This window comes from Aureibaculum marinum, from assembly GCF_003813905.1.
Lineage (GTDB): Bacteria > Bacteroidota > Bacteroidia > Flavobacteriales > Flavobacteriaceae > Aureibaculum > Aureibaculum marinum.
The window spans coordinates 1-24,968 of the sequence record NZ_RPFJ01000005.1; the positions used below are offsets into that span (position 1 = coordinate 1).

15 protein-coding genes are annotated in these 24,968 nt (G+C 33.0%); all 15 read right to left on the bottom strand.

All coding sequences use genetic code 11. The features are described from left to right. The coding region (locus tag EGM88_RS15910) for a hypothetical protein (RefSeq protein WP_203229423.1) at positions 1-348 on the bottom strand (348 nt) is incomplete at its 3' end. A gap of 3 nt (positions 349-351) precedes the next feature. Then, positions 352-5,739 carry an AAA domain-containing protein gene (locus EGM88_RS03990; protein ID WP_123896687.1) on the bottom strand — a complete coding sequence of 1,796 codons (5,388 nt, stop codon included), beginning with the start codon at positions 5,737-5,739 and terminating at the stop codon, positions 352-354. Between the two features lie 363 nt (positions 5,740-6,102). Then, complete coding sequence (locus EGM88_RS03995; RefSeq protein ID WP_123896688.1) at positions 6,103-7,683, bottom strand: NADP-dependent glyceraldehyde-3-phosphate dehydrogenase; 1,581 nt, start codon at positions 7,681-7,683, stop codon at positions 6,103-6,105. Between the two features lie 132 nt (positions 7,684-7,815). After that, the gene (gene ilvA, locus EGM88_RS04000) at positions 7,816-9,078 is read right to left on the bottom strand and encodes a threonine ammonia-lyase IlvA (RefSeq protein ID WP_123896689.1); all 1,263 of its coding nucleotides are present in this window, start codon (positions 9,076-9,078) and stop codon (positions 7,816-7,818) included. Positions 9,079-9,253: 175 nt separating this feature from the next. Next, positions 9,254-10,729: a ketol-acid reductoisomerase gene (ilvC, locus tag EGM88_RS04005; RefSeq protein WP_123896690.1), complete on the bottom strand. Its 1,476-nt coding sequence runs from the start codon at positions 10,727-10,729 to the stop codon at positions 9,254-9,256. 125 nt (positions 10,730-10,854) lie between these two features. After that, positions 10,855-11,376, bottom strand: coding sequence for an acetolactate synthase small subunit (gene ilvN, locus EGM88_RS04010; RefSeq protein ID WP_123896691.1), 522 nt, complete (start codon positions 11,374-11,376; stop codon positions 10,855-10,857). Positions 11,377-11,399: 23 nt separating this feature from the next. Further along, a complete protein-coding gene (ilvB, locus tag EGM88_RS04015; protein WP_123896692.1) occupies positions 11,400-13,133 on the bottom strand; it encodes a biosynthetic-type acetolactate synthase large subunit in 1,734 nt (577 codons plus the stop codon). Between the two features lie 10 nt (positions 13,134-13,143). Beyond that, entirely contained in the window at positions 13,144-14,817 is a 1,674-nt protein-coding gene (ilvD, locus tag EGM88_RS04020) for a dihydroxy-acid dehydratase (RefSeq protein ID WP_123896693.1), read from the bottom strand. A 344-nt stretch (positions 14,818-15,161) separates the two neighbouring features. After that, complete coding sequence (locus EGM88_RS04025; RefSeq protein WP_123896694.1) at positions 15,162-17,543, bottom strand: penicillin acylase family protein; 2,382 nt, start codon at positions 17,541-17,543, stop codon at positions 15,162-15,164. A 200-nt stretch (positions 17,544-17,743) separates the two neighbouring features. Further along, positions 17,744-19,513, bottom strand: a complete 1,770-nt coding sequence (locus EGM88_RS04030; RefSeq protein WP_123896695.1) for a cytochrome c oxidase subunit I — start codon at positions 19,511-19,513, stop codon at positions 17,744-17,746. A gap of 26 nt (positions 19,514-19,539) precedes the next feature. After that, entirely contained in the window at positions 19,540-20,586 is a 1,047-nt protein-coding gene (locus EGM88_RS04035) for a cytochrome c oxidase subunit II (protein WP_123896696.1), read from the bottom strand. 19 nt (positions 20,587-20,605) lie between these two features. After that, positions 20,606-21,973, bottom strand: a complete 1,368-nt coding sequence (locus EGM88_RS04040; protein WP_123896697.1) for a quinol:cytochrome C oxidoreductase — start codon at positions 21,971-21,973, stop codon at positions 20,606-20,608. Between the two features lie 27 nt (positions 21,974-22,000). Further along, on the bottom strand, positions 22,001-22,594 hold the full coding sequence (locus EGM88_RS04045) for a c-type cytochrome (RefSeq protein ID WP_123896698.1): 594 nt from the start codon (positions 22,592-22,594) through the stop codon (positions 22,001-22,003). 95 nt (positions 22,595-22,689) lie between these two features. Beyond that, on the bottom strand, positions 22,690-23,214 hold the full coding sequence (locus EGM88_RS04050) for a DUF3341 domain-containing protein (protein WP_123896699.1): 525 nt from the start codon (positions 23,212-23,214) through the stop codon (positions 22,690-22,692). Between the two features lie 2 nt (positions 23,215-23,216). Beyond that, a complete protein-coding gene (gene nrfD, locus EGM88_RS04055) occupies positions 23,217-24,968 on the bottom strand; it encodes an NrfD/PsrC family molybdoenzyme membrane anchor subunit (protein ID WP_123896700.1) in 1,752 nt (583 codons plus the stop codon).

Below are 24,968 nucleotides of genomic sequence, written 5' to 3' on the forward strand. Positions count from 1 at the left end.
TTTTATCAAGAGCATTTGCAGTAGTAAAGAGAGGAACACCGTACGTAGAACTACAAAAGTTTGTAGCTTAAAAATAATCTTTAAATAATTTGGATTTGACCTTGGAATACGTATAAGAGCAGTAGCGGATTTCAAAGCAATTACCTGTCCGCCACCACGAAAGTTTATTAAATGCACAGACTTTGATTTTACCACTTCACCCGCTATTGCTCTTATACAATGTTGGGCAATCGTGCTTTTTCTTTTCTGTCCGTGCGTTGGCTCAGACACACTCTTTGACAAGCTTTGGCTGGTGCGTTGGTTTTGAGCGGCTTGGCAATGTGTGTGGATGTTGAGCGTTGGAGTCATTGGTTATCTTATTTCAATTATTTCAACTTCACTGTTTGTGTCGCCTATTGTTACCCTGTCTCCAATTGTTCTACCTTTTATTGAAGTAGCTAAAGGCTTCATAATATTTACAATTTGCACTCCATCAATAATTTCAGCACCATTAGTAGGATAGTCCACCAATTTCACCTTCAATTCCTTTTCATTACTTAGGAATTTGATTTTAACTGTGCTGTTAAGTTCGACTCTATTGTCAAAGAGAGAGTTTGGAATGAATTCTACTCGTTCTACTACTGGTTCTTGGTCTTTTTTCGAATGCCGTTTAATTATAGACCATTCAGATTCGTAATAATTATTATCAACTGGTTTTCCATTGGCAGTAAAACTTTGGAATACTAATCGACTGATGTCATTGTAGATATCCAAGGGCAAGACATTGTAATCTATCCGGTCAAAATCATTGTAAATTACTTTGTAGCCTTGCAAGTGAAGTTGCTCCCGTGTCGAAATGTTTTCGGTCAAATGCGCTTTGAATTTTCTACGACCATTCTCATTGAAGTAAATGCCAATGATTTTTTCAGTTTCAACAGCTTCGATATGCACCAATTCCCCATCTTTATTCAATCCATTCATATATTCTTTCCCAATTCTCCTTGAAAGAAGTATTGGAATATGGACTTTATTGACATGACCTGATTTATAGCATTGTAGAAGAAAACCTGTCTGGTAAATTTCTTGTATTGGAATTACATAATCAGCTTCCAATGGCTCTTTATCTGTCAGAATATATGTCCCTGATTTAAATAGGTTGAAGTATCGAAGTATTTTATCAGTTCTTGGTCTTGAATCAATCGGTTCAAATTGTTCTTCGGGAGTTTCTTCATCATATGTGTCAATGACCAAATCTGAACTTTGCACATCTAATGAATCATCCGTTCTTACTTCTTTTTCCTGTTGAATATTAGATTCCTGATAGCCATAATCTGAAATGGATTCTATCTCTTTTTCTTCAAATACAGGAATCATGTTCCAAAGGGGTTCTAATGCTTTCTCTCTGTTGGTGTAATACTCATAGCCACGAACTCTAAAGAACTGCCAACCGCATCTTTCAAGGACTTTTTGGCGCATAATGTCATTTTGATGCTGTTCGGGACCATGCCATTTATCCCCATCACACTCAATTGCTATTTTAGTTCCATCAGGTAGTAGAGCAACCATATCAATCTTGTATCGACCTTTCGCCACTTCGTATTGAGGAATTATGCTAAGTTGCTTCCTTACAATATCGTTGTAAACGTCAACTTCAAACCAACTGTCGAAAGGCTCAGGTTGTGTTCCCATTCGCCTTTCTATTGGCGTGTTGAAAATCGGTTGATACGAGTTGTAATTTTTGAAATGGTCTAATAGTTTGTAGCGCAAATCATTTGTATTACTCAAATCGTCTAACTGCACCGAATGGAATAAAAAAATCTGCTCTTTGGCTCGACTTACTGCAACATTGAACCGTCTTTCGTCTTCTGGTTTCACAAGTGCTGACCTATTATGATTGTGAGCAGTAACCAAGCTTAAAAAGATAATATCCCTTTCATCACCCTGAAAGGATGAAGAGTTCCCGCAAACAATTTTACGCTTATGAAATTCCTTTTCTCCAACTCTTTTCAAGAGTAGGTTTTCAATCACACTTGCTTGCTGATTTCCCTGAAGGGTTATCACTCCGATTGTCTTCCCATTATAGTTTTCGTCTTCGACTAACTTCCCAATTGTTTCAGCAATGTGATTTGCCTCTGGCTCATTTATAATTCTTGCTCCTCTGCCCTCTGTGTAGCCATTGGGACAAAACTCTGCCATCAATGGTTCAAGACGATTTTCTGAATATTGTTTAAGTGGATAAAGCCCTTTTCCATCAGGTGCATAAAAATGACGATTTGAAAATTCAATTATTTCAGGCATGCATCTGAAATGTTCTCTAAGAACGGTAACTCCATCACAGAAAAATTTAGCATGGTCGAAAAAGCTGAACTCCGTTCCGTAATAATCTGAAAACGGGATTCCATTTAGATGACGCTTAATGTGAGGTGTCATTGTATTTGCATCAACACCAACATATTCAGGTGAAGTCTGCTTGTCATCTCCAACGATTATAATATTCTTTGTTATGTAGAGTAGGAATATCGCATCAGGACCAAGTTGACTGGCCTCATCAATAATTACATAGTCGTACATTTCTTGTTCAGGCTGTATCGTTTCGGCAACCTTGTATAACGGCATAATCCAACAAGGGACAGAATCTTTGCAATGTTCCATTTCTTGTTGAGCAATCTTTCGAAACTTCATTGCCCTTTTGCCTTTTCCTGTCTTACCAATTTTCTTTACTGCCATTACCCAAGCATCTAAATGCTGTCTTAAAGAGCGGTTTTGTTGAAGACCTTCAACAACTTTATACCATGCTTTCTTTGAAGCGAGCTTTGCAGTCAGTTTCCTTTCCTTTCGTTCTAATTCACTAAGGTTTTGAATGAGTTGATTTTCATAATTCACATCCATCAACTTTTCAAGTTGATGTTGTGCATTTCTGAAATAGATTGCTTGTTTTAAATTTTGTACATCTTGGACTGAAAAAGAATTCACCTCCACAGATTTTACCGTATACGGGACTTCTGAATTAACTTCTGACCGTAGTTTATTAAAATTCATAAAATTCTCTTGAGCATAAATCAATTTATTGACTTTACTCAGTAACTCATCATAAAAGTGATAGTCAATTTTATCATACGCTTCAAGGATATCCTCTTTAATAGGATGAAAGTTGCCATGATTGAGATATGCTTTGGATTGATTAACCAAATCTTTATGCTCTGATATACTTTCAGTTATCTTGCTAAACTCAACTTTTAAAGCAGCTGTCTTTAGGTCTTCTTTATCAAAGAGTTTTATTTGCAAACTACTGATGGATTCAATAGCCGATTTTAATGCGTTTGCTTCATCAATTAACTTTGATAGTCGCAGAACCTCATTTTGAATTTGCTGGAAAAATGAAAACTTCTTGAATAACAAGTTTCCTTTGGGCACTTCCTTTTTCCAAATTTCCGATAGCTCTATAAAGTCTTGTTGAAAAGAGATATCCTTCAATACTGTTTCATACTCTGCAATAGTATCGCAAGGACTTCCATTGACACGAACCGATTCAATAAAATAAAGTCGTTCTTTTATTTCTCTTGGTAGGAAGGGCTTTTTAATTGAAAAAGTAAACCCTGTTAATGGATTGCCTTCATTTAAGTAGGCAAGAAGTATTTGAGCATCATTTTTAAGTTGCTTTAAACTTTTGTCCTGAGGATAAGAGACTTCAATATCCTTATCAATCTGTCGTAAATCATGCTTTTCGAACTTTTCGAGCACTGACTTTGACTGATTCAATATTTGCAACCATTCCTGATTTCTGCCTTTCAAAAAGGATTCTATAACAGAAGAAGTGAAGTCAATCTGGAATTTATCTACTTCGTTGTAAAAGTTTTGAAGGTTATTTAGCTGTTGAAATAGTTGGTCAAAATCTGAACATGAAATTTTAAGGTTAGCATCTTTTGGAAAAGAGCCATTAGCAAGCTTAGCAGTAAGACCTGAATATTCCTTTAACTGGACAGCAGTAAGTAATTTATTGGGATCAGGTATTTCAAAAACAAATTCATCAGTCTCTATTTGCTTGTAATTTTCATGCAGTTGAATGAATTCCGTTAAGCGTGAAAGCAACTCATTATTTTCAATATTACTGAAATCGTCTTCGTACCATTCGAATAATGGAGTATCTCTTTCAAGGCTCTCAGCAATTTCAGTTAAAGTTCCTTTGTATTTTTCGTTAATCTCCTGTTTTCGTGTTGCTTTTTCCTTAATCTTGACAAGACTGTTAGAGGTTTCAGCGATTGATTCTCTCGTCTTCTTTAATTCATTTTCAAACTCATGAATTTGTGATTGATATTGAGTAAGATTGGCTCTAGATAATTCATCATTTATGGCATTGACACTTGATTGTAAGTCTTGGATGGAAGATGAATCCCCACTCAAAAGGTTTACTGCCAAATCTTGAAATTCGGGAGGGAGTTTATCTTTTAAAACTTCCAATGCTCTTTTTGTATAGGCGGTAATTAGAACCTTTTTACCGTTTGCGAGCAAGTGACAAATTAAATTGGCAATAGTGTGCGACTTTCCTGTGCCTGGAGGACCTTGTACGAGAACTTTATTGTTTCTTTTGGATTTATCAACAATCTCTAATTGTTCGTCATTGTATTCCTTCGGGAAAAATATTGGCTCAATCTGTGAACTATTAACTGAGTTATCTGATAGAGAATTATCATCTTCAATATTGGGGTGGATGCCTATAAGGTCATTAATTGTCGGAATTTCTAGACTATCTTCACCATTTTCAATATTCTCCAATATCTTCTCATATAGAGCGGTAAAACTTCGTGTATTTCTTTTTCTAAGTAAGAGAGCTGGGGAAAAAGTGATATTTGGTTTTGAAGGTGTTCTATTTGGCTTTTCAATTAAGTGGTTATAGCTGCCATCAGGAGAAACCCTTTCTGCAAACATTTGTAGGGCATCCTCTGTGTTGCTAAAAATTGTTTCAATATTTTTCTCTTTAATGTAGTTTTCTACCGCCTTTTCGGCATCTATGATGTTTTGCGAATCAAACTGGTCAAATAAGTCAAGGATGGAATCAGTTTCAATCTGGGGTGCAGATTCTAAGTTTGGTGAAACGAAAATTTGTGAGTCCTTTTGAGAGTACTCGAAGTTAATGTCAACTCTTTGGGTTAAAATATGTCTGAAAATCTTCGGTCTTTCATCATTTTCCTTGAAGTTCAATAGTCCGACACCAACCACTAATTCGTACTCTTCTCCAAATTGCTGGGTCTTGTTGAATATTCGGAAAAGTTGTTTGTAGACAGAGTTTAATTTCTCATACTTCTCATGTTCAATTCTGTATGCTTTGAGTTTCTCGTTATATTCTATCAAGTCATCAATCCATTTTTTGTCAATGTATTGCTGTAATTCTTTTTCAAGTTCTGGGAAATCTTCGATTGAAAGAGTTTCTCCATTGATTTCAAGTGATTCCTTTAACTTAGGTTCATTTTCTTCATTTAATAATGTTGGCTTGTCAATCCATTTTTCCAAGTTTTCCGTAAGCTTGGAAAATTCTGGTTTCGTTGGCTCTTTAGGCTTCCTTACTTTCAACCAATAGTCGTTGTCTTCGTTGAAGTCGCTTCTGATAATGTTTTCAAAATGCTCATTTTCGGGAATATCGTTCAGCCAAAATTTCTCTGGATATTGTGTTTCTTGAGCGTCAATGTCGCGGACAGGGTTACTTCTAAGTTTCGAGAACTCTTTGAGGTAATTAAATATTTGTAAGTATTTGTCCTTTTTCATTTCACTCCATTATTCATTTTTCAATTTATCAATTTCCTGTCGAGCGTTGGCAAAAATTCAGGCTCTTTTGGTTTTTTGCGTTGGCTTTGTGTGTCGGCAAAACCAAATGTGCCTGAATGTGCGGTCGGCTTTTTGCATGTTGCCCAACAATTGTATAAACGTATTGCGTTTATATCCGTTATGGCCTTAAATATAATTATTTTTTTAAAAAATAAAAAAACACCTTATAAACATTGATGTTTTACCTAGGTACAAATAAATTTATCCGTTACTTAACCGTTAAGTAACGGATAAATAAAATACAAAAAGAAAACCCAAAATAAGCTAAGCTTACTTTGGGTTTTTCTATTTCTGTAAAAAATTTTATAAAATATAATCTGTACTAATAAAATTAGATTTTCTAGATTTTAATAAATCTAATAAAATTTTATTGTTATACTCATTGTCTTTTGAAGCTACAAATGTTCTAATAGAAAAAGAACGCAATGCATCGTGTACACTTAATGTAGAAACCGCAGAATCTTTACGTCCTGTGAATGGAAATACATCTGGTCCTCGTTGGCAAGAGCTGTTTAAATTTACCCTACATACCAAATTAACTAAAGTATCAATTAATGGTGCTAACGAATGTACATTTTTACCAAATAAACTTACTTGTTGCCCGTAATTAGAATCAGCCATATCATGTAATGGTTCTTGTATGTCTGTAAAAGACACAATAGGTACAACAGGACCAAACTGTTCTTCTTTATAAACACGCATATTTTTAGTTACTGGATATAATACCGCCGGAAAAATAAAATTATCAGTGGTTTCGCCACCTTTTTTATTAATTATTTTTGCTCCTTTAGACAAGGCATCATCAATTAATTCTTGAATATAAGCAGGCTTGTCTGGTTCTGGCAATGGTGTAAGTTTTACGCCTTCTTCCCAAGGGTTACCAAATTTTAAAGCGTCTACTCTTTCGGCATATCGTTTGTTAAACTCTTCTCTAATGTTTTCATGTACATAAATTAACTTTAATGCTGTACAACGTTGTCCGTTAAAAGATAATGACCCTGCAATACACTCATCAATTGTTAAATCTAAATCTGCATCTGGTAAAATTATTGCCGGATTTTTAGCTTCTAATCCTAATACCAAACGCAATCTATTTTTATTAGGATGTTGGTCTTGTAATGCTATTGCAGATTTGCTATTTCCTATTAAGGCCAATACGTCTATTCTGCCGGTTTGCATAATAGGCGTAGCTACTTGCCTACCTCTTCCATAAATAATATTTACTACACCTTTAGGAAAACTTTTTTGAAATGCTTCTAACAACGGAGAAATACATAAAACACCAAATTTTGCGGGTTTAAAAATAACTGTATTTCCCATAATTAATGCCGGAATAAGCAATGCAAATGTCTCGTTTAAAGGATAATTATAGGGTCCCAAACACAAAACAACACCTAATGGCCCTCGTTTAATATGTGCATAAATACCATCTTGATTTGTAAATTTTGCACTATCTCGGTCTAACTCCTTGTACTCTTCAATGGTATCGTAAATATAATCTATTGTACGATCAAACTCTTTTTGAGAATCTTCAAGTGATTTTCCAATTTCCCACATTAATAACTTAACAACCTCATCGCGTTTTGTTTTCATTAGGTCTACAAATTTTTCTAGACACGCAATGCGTTTTTCTACTCTCATTGTTGGCCAATTTCCTTGCCCTCTATCATAGGCATCACAAGCAGCTTTTAAAGCCTCAAGAGCTGTTTCTTTTTCCATATATGGAATAGAACCCAATAACGTAGGTTGGTATGTTTCTGTTGTAGATATAGTAGAAAAAACATCTGTTGTTTTACCTGACCATGTTTTTAACTCTCCATCTACCAAATAAGTTCTTTGGTGTAAGGGTTCATTAATTTTATATTTTGTTACTATAGTATTCATCATATTTTAATTTGAACAGTAAAAATAATCTTTTAAAGAACATAACTTAAAAGATTCTATAAAAAAAGACAATAAGGTTTTCGATTAAATGCTTGTATTTTATTCTAATTCACCTTTAAAATTAAAACAATTTTATACTAAAAAGTCGAACAGATTAGGCTTGTCATTAATATACTCACCAAAGAAATTATGAGCTTTCATACGTGCAATTAACGGCTCTAAATCGTGTTGATTTTTTAATTCTATACCCACAACCGCAGGTCCGTTTTCTTTACTATTTTTTTTAGTGTATTCAAAATGAGTTATATCATCATTAGGACCTAAAATATCGGCCACAAATTCTTTTAAAGCTCCCGCTCTTTGCGGAAACCTAATTATAAAGTAATGTTTTAAATTAGCATAAAGCAAGGCTCTTTCTTTTATTTCAGACATTCTGGTAATATCATTATTACTACCACTAACAATACACACCACATTTTTACCTTTAATTTCTTCTGCAAACAAATCCAATGCGGCAATAGATAAAGCTCCGGCAGGCTCAACCACAATAGCATCTTTATTGTAAAGGTCTAAAATAGTCTGACATATTTTACCCTCAGGAATTGTTATCATTTTATTCAAATTCTGTTTACAAATAGTAAAGGTTAAATTACCTACTTGTTTTACAGCGGCACCATCAACAAAGCGGTCTATTTTATCTAAAATTACAACCTTATCTTTTTCTAATGCAGATTTCATCGAAGGAGCTCCTTCTGGCTCTATTCCAATAATTTTTGTAGTTGGTGACAACCATTTAAAAACACTAGAAACGCCAGAAGCCAACCCTCCTCCTCCAACTGGTAAAAAGATATAATCTATTGGTTTTTGTGCTTGCTCAACAATTTCTAGACCTACAGTAGCCTGACCTTCAATAATTTTTATATCATCAAAAGGATGAACAAACGTTTTATTTTGATTTGTACATAGTGTTTTTGCCATTGCTGAAGCATCATCAAAAGTATCTCCTGTTAATACTACTTCAACAAAATCACCACCAAACATTTTTACTTGTTCTATTTTTTGTTTTGGTGTAGGCGTAGGCATTACAATAGTACCTTTTATTTTTAATTTGTTACAAGCAAAGGCAACACCTTGTGCATGATTTCCTGCACTTGCACATACAATTCCGTTTTCGGTTTCTTTAGCAGATAATGAGCTTATATTATGATAGGCTCCTCTAATTTTATAACTCCGTACTTGTTGTAAATCTTCTCGTTTTAATAAAATAGTAGCATCAAATTTAGACGATAAATTTAAGTTTTTTTGTAATGGTGTTTTTGTTGCAACATCTTTTAAAATCTCAGCAGCTTGTTTTATAGATTTTAAAGTTATTTTATTTGTAATACTTTCAGCCATACTAAAATTAAAATAAGGAAAGGTATTTGTTTTAAATTGAAAAAGACCTACAAGATTTAAACCTTGCAGGTCTGTATTATACGCTCTTGTTAATAAAAAGCAATGAGAGCCTCTGTTAAAAATAAAACGTTTTACATATTTATTTTCTTTTTCGGTCTCCGCTTAATTTCTTCTATTATACAATCTTTTTCATTGCAGTCATAGATGCTCTTAAACTTGCACCTATTTCTTCAACAGGGTGTTGTCTAATAGATTTATTTACTGCAATTAACTCTTGATTTTCAACACTATTATCTTTACCTTTTCCATAAGGAGTACCTATTACATCGATATCAATTTGTTTCATAAAATCAGCTAATAAAGGTTTACAAGCATGATCAAATAAATAACAACCATACTCTGCTGTATCAGAAATAATTCTATTCATTTCAAAAAGTTTTTTTCTGGCAATTGTATTTGCAATTAATGGTGTTTCGTGTAAAGATTCGTAATAAGCAGATTCAGGTTTGATACCAGCTTCTGTCATGGTTTCAAATGCCAATTCTACACCTGATTTTACAAAAGCAACAAGTAACACAGCATTGTCAAAATATTCTTGTTCTGCTATTTTTTCACTTGTATTTTCAGTTTTTTCAAAAGCAGTTTCACCAGTAGCTTTTCTCCAGGTTAATAAATTTTTATCGTCATTTGCCCAATCTTCCATCATGGTTTTAGAAAAATGACCACTCATAATATCGTCCATATGTTTTTGGAAAAGTGGACGCATTATTTCTTTTAATTCTTCAGATAAACTATAAGCTTTTATTTTGGCAGGATTTGACAATCTATCCATCATATTTGTAATTCCACCATGTTTTAAAGCTTCAGTAATAGTTTCCCAACCATATTGAATTAGTTTAGAAGCATATCCAGGATCAATTCCTTTTTCAACCATTTTATCGAAAGATAAAATAGAACCTGTTTGTAACAATCCACATAAAATGGTTTGCTCTCCCATTAAGTCAGATTTTACTTCAGCAACAAAAGAAGAGTTTAACACTCCGGCTTTGTGACCACCAGTTGCAGCTGCATAAGCTTTTGCTTGTTCAAAACCTTTCCCTTCTGGATCATTCTCTGGATGTACAGCAATTAGAGTTGGCACTCCAAATCCTCTTTTATATTCTTCACGAACTTCTGTACCAGGACATTTAGGAGCAACCATAATTACAGTAATATCTTTACGAATCTCCATGCCTTCTTCTACAATATTAAATCCATGAGAATAAGACAATGTAGCACCTTTTTTCATTAAAGGCATAATTGCTTTTACTACAGCTGTATGTTGCTTGTCTGGTGTTAAGTTTACAACTAAATCAGCTGTTGGTATTAACTCATCATAAGTACCAACTTTAAAACCATTTTCACTTGCATTTTTAAAAGATGCTCTTTGTTCTTTAATTGCTCCTTCTCTTAAAGCATATGAAATATCTAACCCTGAATCACGCATATTTAAACCTTGATTCAAGCCTTGTGCACCACAACCTACAATTACAATTTTTTTACCTTTTAGTGCTTTTACACCTTCAGCAAATTCAGATTGATCCATAAAATCGCATTTCCCTAACTGTTCTAATTGTAATCTTAATGGAAGTGTGTTAAAATAATTTGTCATTTTTAAATACTTTATTTAGTGTTTGATTTATTCTTTTTGTGTTTTCTCAGTATCTTCTGTAAAATTAATTTCATAAAGGCATCTATTTAATCCAATTTTTATGGTAGTAAATGCTGCCTAACAATTTAATTAATTTCTTGTAATAATTCTGAAATTGCCATCTGTGACCTAGAAACTGCAATACGACCAGAACGCACAAATTGCATTAACCCATATGGTTTTAATTTATCATACATATTGTCAATTTCCTCTTTAAGACCTGATGCTTCTATTACAAAATAATCTGGTGTAACTGTAACAATACTAGCTCTTCTAAATTTTAATCGTTTTTGAAGATCTTCATCATAAAGATGTTTTGACGATATTTTAAATAAAGCTGTTTCTTGATAAATAATTTCGTCTTCGGTATGAGAATACGCTCTTATTACCTCAATTTGCTTTTCTAATTGACCAATTAATTTATCTGCTTGAGATTTGGTAATGTTTACCACAAAGGTAAATCGATGCACATCGTCAATTTCAGACTTAGAAACTGTCATACTTTCAATATTAATATGACGTTTCAAAAATATCGCCGAAAGGCGATTTAATATGCCTATATTATTTTCAGTATAAACCGAAAATGTAAATTTTTGTATATCTTCCATGTACTTGTTTTATATATTAGGACTTAACTTAATCTAACATCTGAAACACTAGCTCCAGAAGGAATCATAGGGAACACATTGTCTTCTTTTTCAACATTAACTTCTAAAAAATAAGCTTCTTTAGAATCCATCATTCTCTGAATAGCATTTGCCAAATCTTCTCTTTTAGATACTCTTTCAGCCTGCATATGATATCCCTTTGCTATTTTTATAAAATCAGGATTTGTCATTTCAGTTGACGCATATCTTTTATCGAAAAATAATTGTTGCCACTGACGTACCATTCCTAAAAAGTCATTGTTTAAAACAACTATTTTAACAGGCACTTTGGTTTGAAAGATTGTACCCAATTCTTGAATGGTCATTTGTACACTTCCATCACCAATAATTGCTACCACTTCTCTATCTGGTTGCCCCATTTTAGCACCAATAGCTGCTGGCAACGCAAAACCCATTGTACCTAAACCACCTGAAGTTACATTACTTTTAGATGAATTAAATTTAGCATATCTACAGGTAATCATTTGATGCTGACCTACATCAGAAACAATAATTGCATCTCCTTTTGAAGTCTCATTAATTTGATTAATAACTTCACCCATAGTTAATGCTTCCTTTTCAGGATATAAATCTTTTTTAATTACTTTTTCAAATTCTATTGCATCATATTCTTTAAATTTTTGCATCCAATCTGAAAAAGAATTTTTATTGATTTTTGGTAAAATTTTTGCTAACGTTTCTTTGACATCACCTAATACAGCAACATCTGTTTTTACATTCTTATCAACTTCTGCCGGATCAATTTCAAAATGAATAACCTTTGCTTGTTTTGCATACGTATTTAAATCTCCCGTAACACGGTCGTCAAAACGCATACCTACAGCGATAAGCACATCACACTCATTAGTTAATTTATTTGGTGCATAGTTACCATGCATACCAACCATACCAACATTAAGATTATGATCTGATGGTAAGGCTGACAATCCTAAAATTGTCCATGCTGAAGGAAATCCTCCTTTTTCTATAAAAGCCTTAAATTCCTTTTCTGCTTTCCCTAAAATTACACCTTGACCAAATACAACTAATGGTTTTTTAGCATTGTTTATAATTTCTGCAGCAGCATCTAAATCTTGTTCTTTCACTTCTGGTACTGCTTTATAACTACGTACCTTAGTACATTTTTTATAATCAAAATCTAATGTATCAAATTGGGCATTTTTTGTAATATCTATTAACACAGGACCTGGTCTACCAGAACGAGCGATATAAAATGCTTTTGCCATAATTTCTGGAATTTCAGAAGCCTTAGTTATTTGATAATTCCACTTGGTTACTGGCATAGAAATACCAATAATATCGGTTTCTTGAAAAGCATCTGAACCTAACAATTGTTTTGTCACTTGACCTGTAATGCAAACCAACGGTGTTGAGTCTATTTGTGCATCAGCAATACCTGTAACCAAATTGGTAGCTCCTGGACCTGATGTTGCTATAGCTACACCTACTTTACCAGTTACTCTAGCGTAACCTTGGGCAGAATGTGTAGCTCCCTGTTCGTGACGCGTTAATACATGATGCAGTTTGTCTTGATATTTATAAAGTTCGTCGTAAACTGGCATAATTGCTCCACCTGGATAGCCATAAATTAAATCGACTCCTTCTTCTAATAAACATCTTATAACGGCTTCTGCACCGGAAATATTAACTTTTTTAGAAGTTTCTGTTTTTTTAACAGTTTGAGTTTCTGTATTCATAATTTATATATTAAAATTCGTCAGTTACGCATCCTTTAGACGCTGACGACACCGTTTTTGCATATTTGTATAATACTCCTTTACTAAATTTTAAATCGGGTTGTTTCCATTTTGCTTTTCTTTGTTGAAGCTCTTCATCTGAAACTTCTAAAGTAATGCTATTGGTTTCAGCATCAATAATGATTACATCTCCGTTTTCTACCAAGGCAATTGTACCTCCTTCTTGTGCTTCAGGTGTTATATGTCCAACCACAAAACCATGTGTACCGCCTGAGAATCTACCATCAGTAATTAAAGCTACATCTTTACCTAACCCTGCTCCCATAATGGCTGCTGTTGGTTTTAACATTTCTGGCATCCCTGGTCCTCCTTTCGGACCTTCGTAACGTATAACTACTACATCTCCTTTTTGAACTATACCATCTCTAATACCATCATTTGCATCATATTCACTATCAAATACCCTAGCTGTACCTTTAAAGCGTAACCCTTCTTTACCTGTTATTTTTGCAACACATCCTTCTTCTGCTAGGTTACCAAACATAATTCGCAAATGTCCGGTAGCTTTTATTGGGCTTTCTAATGGTTTTATCACATCCTGATCTTTCTCTAAATCTGGAACATCTAATAAGTTTTCTGCTAAAGTTTTACCTGTTACCGTTAAACAATCTCCATGTAATAATCCTTTCTTTAAAAGATATTTTAACACTGCAGGAATTCCTCCTACACGATGTACATCTTCCATTAAATATTTACCACTTGGTTTTAAGTCTGCTAAAAATGGAGTTTCGTCACTAATTCTTTGAAAGTCTGCTAATGTAAATTCAATATTAGCTGCTCTTGCTATGGCCAAAAAGTGTAATACTGCATTGGTTGAACCTCCCAAAATAGTAACTAAACGTATGGCATTTTCTAATGATTTACGAGTAACGATATCTGAAGGTTTAATGTCTTTTTCAAGTAAAATACGCATCGCTTTTCCTGCTGCAATACTTTCTGCTTCTTTCTCTTTGCTAATTGCAGGATTTGAAGAATTATAAGGCAATGCCATACCCAACGCTTCAATTGCTGATGCCATAGTATTAGCAGTATACATACCGCCACAAGCTCCAGCTCCTGGAATTGCTTTCTGGATTATCGCTTTGTATTCAGATTCATCCATGGTACCTGCTACCTTTTCACCCCATGCTTCAAAGGCTGAAACAATATCTAGTTTTCTATTGTTATGACATCCTGAAGCAATTGTGCCTCCGTATACCAATATGGAAGGTCGGTTTAATCGTAACATTGCCATTAATGCTCCTGGCATATTTTTATCACAACCTACAACAGTTACCATTCCATCATATGCCATAGCTTGAACTACAGTTTCCATTGAATCGGCAATTACGTCTCGAGATGGTAACGAAAAACGCATTCCGGGTGTACCCATAGAGATTCCATCACTTACACCAATGGTATTAAAAATAAGTCCAACTACATCCGCTTCTTTTGTTCCCTTTTTAACTAATTTAGCTAAATCATTCAAATGCATATTACAAGGATTACCTTCGTACCCTGTACTAGCAATTCCGACCAAAGGTTTGTTAAAATCTTCTTCACTTAATCCAACTGCATGCAACATAGCTTGTGCTGCTGGTTGAGTATCATCTTGGGTTACAACTCTACTATATTTATTAATCATAAAACTTTATATTGATATTGAATACTAATCAAACTTCATTTTGAACATACGAATGTAGTTTTTACGCAAATTATTCTAATGTCTTATATTATAAATCACATTAAATTCAACGCTTTTATTACAGTGTTACTAACTGATTATAAGTATATTAACTAAACAATTATATTATATTCAATTCATAAAAAAAACCTTCCAAAAATTAGGAAGGTTATTATTTTATAAAATAATATGACAATCCTAACTACTGCGATTGAATAATCACAATATTAAGAATACCAATATTTAAACTGTTATCTACTTTCATTTCTTGAACAAATGTGATTAAATAATTTTTAAAATCCTAATTAATTGTCAACCTTAAAAACCAATTTTGTTTTAAAACCTTTAATTTTATCTTCATTTAATAACATAGGGACAAAATCTCCATTAGTATACATTTTTGCTTGGTCTTTATAATGAGGACTTAATACATTACCCGATTGTCCTGTAGGCAAAATAGTTGTACTATTTTCTATATCAGAAAAATCTATAACTCTACGTGTTGATGGCCCTGCGGTGACTTTATAATATCCTGTACTATCTAAATTAAATGTTAGATTATTGATAACTTCTGACCCTCCATTAATTTCAAAAGGACCAACATTAAAATATTTTCGTAAAGCGGCAATTTCTCCCATAGGATGATTATGTTCTAACGTATGCACTCTATTCCATGTCCATTGTTTTGGTGAGTTACCTAATTGTTTTTCTAAAAAAGAAATAGCATCTTTTATAGATTTGGTAACAATATCTCGCTTTGTTTCAACTCTATTTTCAGTAGTAACATCATCCCACCAAATAGAACTATCCTTTGCCATTTGTACTGCATTAATTTTTCTCTGAACCCTACTATTCAAAAAAAGTTCAAAGCTTTCTACCATTTCATCTTCAAAGGTATTTCCTAGAAACTCATATAAAAACCGATTATAAATAGTCGGAGCAACACTATTTAGGTGATAACTGCCATCCCAATTTTGTAAAATTTGTATGGCTTTTTTTTCATCATCATTAAAATCTTCTGCTTTTATACTGCTTAATGCATTTTCAACAATAGTAGGTGTTACAGCACTTGTTACGTCATTTATCATTTCCATTACGTCTTGCTTAGTGAAATCATTTTTAGCTTCAAGAAATTGTACTATCCGTTTTGCTCGATCTTCTGGTAAATAGTACCCAGGATATAATACTCCAGCAATAGTATCAGGTTGGTTATTCGCGGAATATACATAATTACTTTTAGGGTTTATAGCCTGCGGATTTTGTGTAAAATCTAAATACTCAATAATTTCATCGCTACCACTTGCCCCATCTAAAATAACTTTTGTATTCACACTATCATTTAATTTGTACAATTTAGCAGCAGCAAACCAGGCTATATTATCATCTACATCACCATACATTAAATTTAATCCGGGAGCATGAATTAAAGCTGTTGCCTCTTTAAAACCATATAACGATTTTGCGTGTGATAAACCATAACAAGCCTCTAACAACTTATTAGGTAATTGTGTATATATCCAACTCATGGCAATAGGTTGTTCATCTGAAATATGGTCAATAATATCATTCATTATTGGACCATGTTTACTGACCTTAATTTGATAAGAAACAGATTCTGAATTTTTTACTTTTATTTCTTTATCAATAACCTTATAGGTTTCATAACCATTTGGCGTTTTGTACTCATTCTCATTTTCAGGATTATTTATTTCAAAATAAAAATCGACATCATCGTTTTCAAACATTGTAATTCCATAAGCATAATCTCTGTTATGAGCTAATAATGGAAACGGAGTTAAAGCCAAATTATATCCATACATTTCATAATTCGGGGTTTTAATATGAGACTGATACCAAACTGAAGGTTGCCCAAATTTAATGTGTGGATCATTAGCTAAAATTACCTTTCCTTTTTTAGTTTTCTTAGCTCCAATGACCCAACTATTACTCCCAATAAATGGTTGCACGGGTACATTATTATAAATATCAGTAACGGCTTGGGCTAAATCTTTTTCTAAAATAGGATTTACTTCATTTTTTAGCAAGGTTGAATTTTTATAAATAGGAATATTCAATTCTTCTAAATAATCTGCTCCCAATTTTTCTTGTATTTCAGTTAATAAGGGGTCTGTTTTATGAGCAATTGCAAAACTGAAGGCCATATACCCAAAAACATTATAAACATCGGTTAAAGTATATTCTTCTTTATCTAATCCTAATAAATAAAATTCTATTGGTTTTGGGCCTTTTTTTATAAATTGATTAATACCATCTAAATAAGCTATTGTTTGTTTATAAGCTTCGGTGTTTTTATCTAAGTTAGCAATGGTTTTTGCAGAAGCTTCTTCAATACCCAGTCCTGAAAAGAACTTATCAGTTCTAACTAGTTTTTCACCAAATAATTCAGATAATCTGCCAGCTGCTAGACGTCTAATAACTTCCATTTGCCAAAGTCTATCTTGGGCATGCACATACCCCAAAGCTCTTCTAGCATCTAATTCATTTTGAGCATAAATATGAGGTACACCATAATCATCATAATAAACTTCAACTTTATCAGATAAAGAGGCAAGGTTTAATTCACCTTCATACGTTGGTTTTAGGTGTTGAATAAAGAAATAAGCACATATAACAACTAAAATAATGAAGATGATTACATATTTGAGTAATTTTTTAACGATTCGCATAAAATAAAGGGATTGTTTATTCAAATATAATGATTTTAGTAAGAATAAATTGGTTATCAGTTCTATGGAACTCTGATGGTACAATTTCTAAGATTAAGTCTTAGTTTTATAACATGATAGAAAACAAACTTAAAAAGAAAAACCTCTCCGAATGGAGAGGTTTTTCTTTTTAAGTATAAATGTTATGTTGTAATTAGTATCTAAAATTCTTCTTCACCTTCCCTTATAGGAACAGTTTGAACAGTATAATCTTGTCCACCCCAAAGTTCTCCATTACTATCTAATTTACTATAATCATAAGCCCAACGATAAACTGTAGGTAACTCACCTGCCCAATTTCCATGAATATGTTCTACTTCTGTAGTCCATTCTAATGTATTTGAATGCCAAGGATTTTTTGGAGCTTTTTTTCCTTTATAAATACTAAAGAAAAAGTTTGCTAAGAATATTAATTGAGCCAAACCACCAATAATGGCAAAAACAGTCATTACTTTATTGATATGTAATAAGTCATCAAAAATTGGAAATGCCGTATTGTTATAATAACGTCTAGGTAAACCTGCTAGACCTACAAAGTGCATTGGGAAAAATACTCCATAAGCAGCAATAGCAGTAATCCAGAAATGCAAATATCCTAAATCTTTATTCATCATCTTACCATACATTTTAGGAAACCAATGATAAATACCAGCAAACATTCCAAAAATTGCAGAAACACCCATTACTAAGTGAAAGTGGGCTACCACAAAGTAAGTATCATGCACATTAATATCAATAGCACTATCACCAAGAATTAATCCTGTTAATCCTCCGGTAATAAATGTAGATACAAAACCAATTGAATATAACATGGCAGGATTCATTTGTAAATTTCCTTTCCATATTGTGGTTGTCCAGTTAAAAGCTTTTACGGCAGAAGGTATTGCAATTAATAAGGTTGTGAATGTAAATACAGAACCTAAAAATGGGTTCATACCGGTTACAAACATATGGTGACCCCATACAATAGTAGATAAAAATGCGATGGCAATAATTGAAATAATCATCGCTCTATATCCAAAGATTGGTTTACGTGAATTCGTAGCCATTACTTCTGAAACAATACCCATGGCAGGTAAAATAACAATATATACCTCCGGGTGACCTAAGAACCAGAATAAATGCTCAAACAATACAGGAGAACCTCCTTTGTAATGTAACACCTCGCCAGCAATATAGATATCTGACAAGAAGAAAGAAGTACCAAAACTTCTATCCATTATTAATAATAACGCAGCTGCAAATAAAACAGGGAAAGATACTACTCCAATAATAGCAGTTACAAAAAACGACCATATAGTTAAAGGTAACCTTGTCATTTTCATTCCAATAGTTCTCATATTAAGAACTGTTACTATATAATTTAGAGATCCCATTAAGGAAGATGCAATAAAAATAGCCATTGATATTAGCCATAAAGTCATCCCTAACCCAGAACCTGAAATTGCTTGAGGTAAAGCACTTAATGGAGGATAAATTGTCCAACCTGCATTTGCTGGTCCTGTTTCAATAAATAAAGAAGCAATCATGATAACACTTGCTAGAAAAAATAGCCAGTATGATAACATATTCAAAAATGGCGATGCCATATCTCTTGCTCCAATCTGAAAAGGAATTAACAAGTTACTAAAAGTACCACTAAGAGCAGCAGTTAAGACAAAAAATACCATGATGGTACCATGTATAGTAACTAAAGAAAGATACATATCTGGTGTCATTACACCACCTTCTCCAGCTCTACCTAAAAAAGCTTCTATAATGCTAAAAGATTGTTCTGGATAGGCCAATTGCAAACGAAATAACATAGACATAAAAACGCCTATACAACCCATAATAATACCAGTAATAAGGTATTGCTTAGCAATCATTTTATGATCTTGACTAAAGATATACTTTGTTACAAAAGTTTCTTTATGATGATGATCTGACATATTATAAAGATTTATTTTTTATTTTATTATTTAGTAATTAATTGTGCAAATGTTTTTTGAGAGGCTAACCATTTGTTGAAATCAGCTTCTTCATCAACTACGATTTTCAATTGCATATTGTAATGAGAAGATCCACAAATTTTATTACACAAAATAAGATAATCAAATTCTACAGGTTCTTCACCTTTCTCTTCTCTTAACTTGTTAATTGCATCAAACTTCGCTTTTGTATCTTTATTTTCACGCATTTCAGCAGTAGTAACCGATGGAGTAAACGAAATTTCTGTTACCATACCTGGAACCGCATTCATTTGAGATCTAAAATGTGGCATATAAACAGAGTGTAATACATCTTGAGAACGTATTTTAAAAATAACTTTTCTACCTTTAGGAATGTGTAATTCTTTAACAAACTTACCTTCATTAACAACTAAAGGAATATCATCCAATGCATTTTTGTCGGTCATATCTACCCCCATAGTATTACTACCTTCAATAAAACGAACATTAGCACTACCTAATTGATTGTCGGCTCCGGCATAACGTGCATCCCACTGAAATTGTTTTCCATACAATTCAATAAATAAAGGGTCTTCAGCACCAGAAGAATCCATTACATGGTTCCACGTCCAAATACCATAAATAATTAAACCTGAAAGAACTAATGTAGGAATAACAGTCCAAATTGTTTCTAACTTATGACTATCTGCAAAAAAGAATGCCTTTCTATTATTTACACCTCTAAATTTAAAGCTAAATGTAAATAGGATAAATTGCATAACAAATTGAACCACCAAAATTAGCCCCATAGTTATTTTAAATAAAATATCTACATGCTCTCCTTCTTGTGAGGCAGATAATTGTGGTAATAATACTACGCTACCTTTGAATAGGGTATAAATCATTAATCCATAAATAAACCCCATTAGTCCAAGTAGCAACCACCCATTTATGTTATTTTCTTTTTCTGTAGCTGTTTGATTATCAACTTTTGTTAAGCCTAATAATTTAACAAATTGCCAACAAGCAACAATTAAAACTACAAAAATGATAATATAAAATAATGCTTTCATCTTCTATGCTTGATATTTTTTAATAATGAAAAATTTCACTTTCTTTAATAAATGGATCCTTTTTAATTTCTAATGGTTTTTTTGCAAGTGAACTAAATACAACTAAAATAAATAGTCCTGCAAAGAATAACAATGCACCTATTTCAGGAATCCCAAAACTCCAATGATTTCCAACTGTACCTGGAGACACCATTACGAATACATCTAAATAATGCCCTACTAAAATAATTATCCCAGCAAATACAACAAACCAAGGTATTCTTTTATAATCGCTATTCATCAATATTAAAATAGGGAAAACAAAATTTAGAATTACCATTCCCATAAATAATGGTTGATAATCACCTATTAATCTAGGATGAAAATAAGCTGCCTCTTCAGGGATATTCGCATACCATTGTAACATAAATTGTGCATACCATAAGTATGTCCAAAAAATACTAAATGCGAACATATATTTTGCCAAATCATGTATATGGCTATCATTAACTTGTGGTAAAAGTCCTTTAGCTCTTAAATATATTGTAACTAATGCAATTACGGTAATTGCAGAAACAAACATACTAGCAAAAACATAAAAAGAATACAATTGACTAAACCAGTGATAATCTATAGACATTAACCAATCAAAAGCCATAAATAATTCTGATGCTAAAAACATAACTAAAAAGATAACAGAAAATTTAAAGCTCTTTTTAAAGTACTTCATATCTCCAGTTTCTTCTTGCAATCTGGCATTTTTTAATATCAAATGTCTAAAGCCTATCCAAATTAGAACGTATATAACAGAACGGATTAAAAACCAAGGTACATTTAACCACCATTCTTTAGTTTCCATAGCAAAATCAAAATTAGCAGCTGTAGGATCTGAACTTTTAAACATCCAAGCAAACATATGATTTGCATGCATTGCAGAAGCGGCTAAAAATACTAGGATAATTACAGAACCAATTACAATATATCCCGTAACACCTTCCATAACTCTAAATAATACAGGAGACCAACCTGCACTAGCTGCTCTTTGAATTGCATAAAATACCAATGCACATACACTTATTAATAAGAAAAATATCATAGGTATATAAATAGCCGTCCATGGTCTATTTTGAGCTTGCGATAAAACATGTTCGTAATGTGATGCCTCATCTCCGTGGCCTTCACTTACTTCAGAACTCCCATGGTCTTCTGCAGATTGCATTGCATGAGCGTCTGTAGCTTTTTCCTCATTATGAGTAGTAGCACCATGTGAATCTTCAGCACTGTGCATCATTTCTTTAACGTCATCAACTGTTTTTGGTGCTGTAATAAAGCCATAACCTATACCAAATAAACCTATAATAATAAGTGCTATTGAAAAGGTTCTTAATCTACTTGAAACTGTGTACATATCTTTTAATTCTTGCTAAATCCAATATTATTTTAACAAATCATTTCTTAATTGTTCTACATAGTGTGTTACTTGCCATCGCTCTAAATCGTTTAGTTGAGAGGCATGAGAACCCATTAAGTTTCGTCCATACATTATTACATGGTAAATACTACCTTCAGTAATGTCTCTATCTTTATAATTAGGTACCCCTAAGAATTTTTCATTTTTCACCAAATCTCCCTGGCCATCTCCTGTTGTTCCATGACATGATGCACAATAGATACCATACAAATATTTACCTTGCTTCATATTTTTATCAGAAATTTTAGCTACCGAGTCAGTAGCCGATTTTTCCCATAATGGAGATTTTACAGAATCTTTAGCATATTGATATCCTTCTTCACTAAAAGGAACATCGTAAACTGTCTTACCTCTAGCAATAGTACCTTCAACAGGTAATTGAGCAGAAATACCATCCTCAAAATAAGGATTAGTAGAATAGGTTTCATACGGTACGGCATTGTACATATCAGTATCACCCATATATTGCACTTCTCTACTTCTCTGACTATCACCGGCACAAGAAAGCATCAGTACTGCCAAAGTTACTATTGAAGTATATTTGATAAAACTTTTCATCAGTTATTATTTAATATTTATAATGGTCTGATAGAATGTTTGAATTATCCTTTCGATTGCTTTTAATCGAAGTCACAAACATTATATCTTATATATTAATGTTTTTCTTTTACTTTAATTTCTATAGCACCTGTACTTTCTAATAAAGAAGTCATTTCGTCTTCATTTCCATCAACCTCAATCTCCATCAAAAACTTATCGTCAGTTGTTCTAGGGTCAGGATTTTCAGCTTTTCTAAAAGGCCAAATTTTACTACGCATGTAAAATGTAATTACCATTAAGTGAGCTGCAAAAAATACGGTCATTTCAAACATTACAGGAATAAAAGCTGGAACATTCTCTAAAAAACTACCACTAGGCTTACCTCCAATATTTTGTGGCCAATCTACAATCATAATGTAATTTAAAAACCAAATTGCAAAGCCTAAACCAGTGATACCGTATAAAAAAGCCATAATAGCCAAACGTGTTGGAGCTACACCCATCGCTTTATCCAATCCATGAACTGGAAATGGAGTATAAACCTCTTCAATATGATGGTTTGCTGCCCGTACTTCTTTTACAGCATTTAAAAGCACATCATCATCATCGTATAATGCATGTATTACTTTAGAACTCATAATTACGATTTAAGTTTTTTTGCTTGTCCTGCCCAATCATCTCTTTGTGCTCTTCCAGGGAAAGAACCCGTGATTGAATCTAACAAATCATATTCTTTATTTGTCATTTTACTTACTTGATCAAAGGTATAAATACCTATTTGATTAAGTGTTGTTTCCATTACTGGACCAATACCACTAATTTTTTTAAGATCATCAGGTTTTTGAGTAGTTGCATCAAACTTTCCTAAACTATCTAATAAACTATTTGTTTTAGCTTGCTTTTCTTCATCAGATGCAATATCAATTTTCTCAATAGCAACCTCCTCTTTAACCTCTTCTTTTATAATAACAGTTTCTTTTTTAACTTCTTCTTTCTTAGCTGTAGGATTATCTCTTTCTCTCTTGTAATTATTACCTGAAGATTTTAAAATAGATTTAACCTCTGCTTGAGCAATAACAGGGAAAGTTCTAGCATAAAGAAGGAAAAGTACAAAGAAAAATCCTAAAGTTCCTACAAATATACCTATATCAACAAACGTTGGTGAGAACATTGTCCAAGATGATGGTAAATGACCTCTACTTAAGTTTATTACAATAATATCAAAACGCTCAAACCACATACCTATATTAATAAATATAGAAATGATAAATGTCCAAATGTAGTTTGTTCTAATTTTTTTAATCCAAAAGAATTGTGGAATTACCGCAACACACATAATTAATGACCAGAAGGCCCACCAATAAGGTCCTGTTGCAGCACCAACTGATAAGTATACAAAATCTTCATAACTACTACCTGTATACCATCCTACAAATAATTCAGATAAATAAGCAACTGTTACTATACCTCCTGTTACTAATATTACTTTATTCATGTTCTCAACATGGACTCTTGTAATATAGTCTTCTAAATTACTCACTTTACGCATAATTAGAAGTAAGGTTTGTACCATTGCAAAACCTGAGAATACCGCCCCAGCAACAAAGTAAGGAGGATAAACTGTACTATGCCATCCTGGAATTACTGAGGTAGCAAAGTCAAAAGATACAATAGTATGTACAGAAAGTACTAAAGGTGTTGCTAAACCAGCCAATACTAAAGATACTTCTTCAAAACGTTGCCAGTCTTTAGCTCTACCACTCCATCCAAAACTTACTAAACTATATATTTTCTTTTGAAATGGCTTGGTTGCTCTATCTCTAATCATTGCAAAATCAGGTAATAAACCAGTCCACCAGAATACCAATGAAACTGATAAATAAGTAGAAATTGCAAATACATCCCATAACAATGGAGAGTTAAAGTTAACCCATAACGATCCTAAAGGATTAGGTACTGGAAGTGTATAGAAACCATTCCATATTCTACCCATGTGAATTAACGGGAATAAACCTGCCTGAAAAACCGCAAAGATTGTCATGGCTTCTGCAGAACGGTTAATACCCATTCTCCATTTTTGACGGAAAAGCAATAATACCGCTGATATTAATGTACCTGCGTGACCGATACCTACCCACCATACAAAGTTGGTAATATCCCAAGCCCAGTTAATTCTATTATTTAACCCCCAAACACCGATACCTGTACCTATGGTATAAATGATAGCACCAACTCCCCAAAGAAAGGCGACTAATGCAATTGTAAAAGCAATGTACCAACTCTTATTGGCTTTACCTTCAATTGGAGCGACTACATCTAATGTAACATCATGGTAACTCTTGTCCCCAGTGATAATTGGCTCTCTAATAGGTGCTTCGTAATGACCCATAAT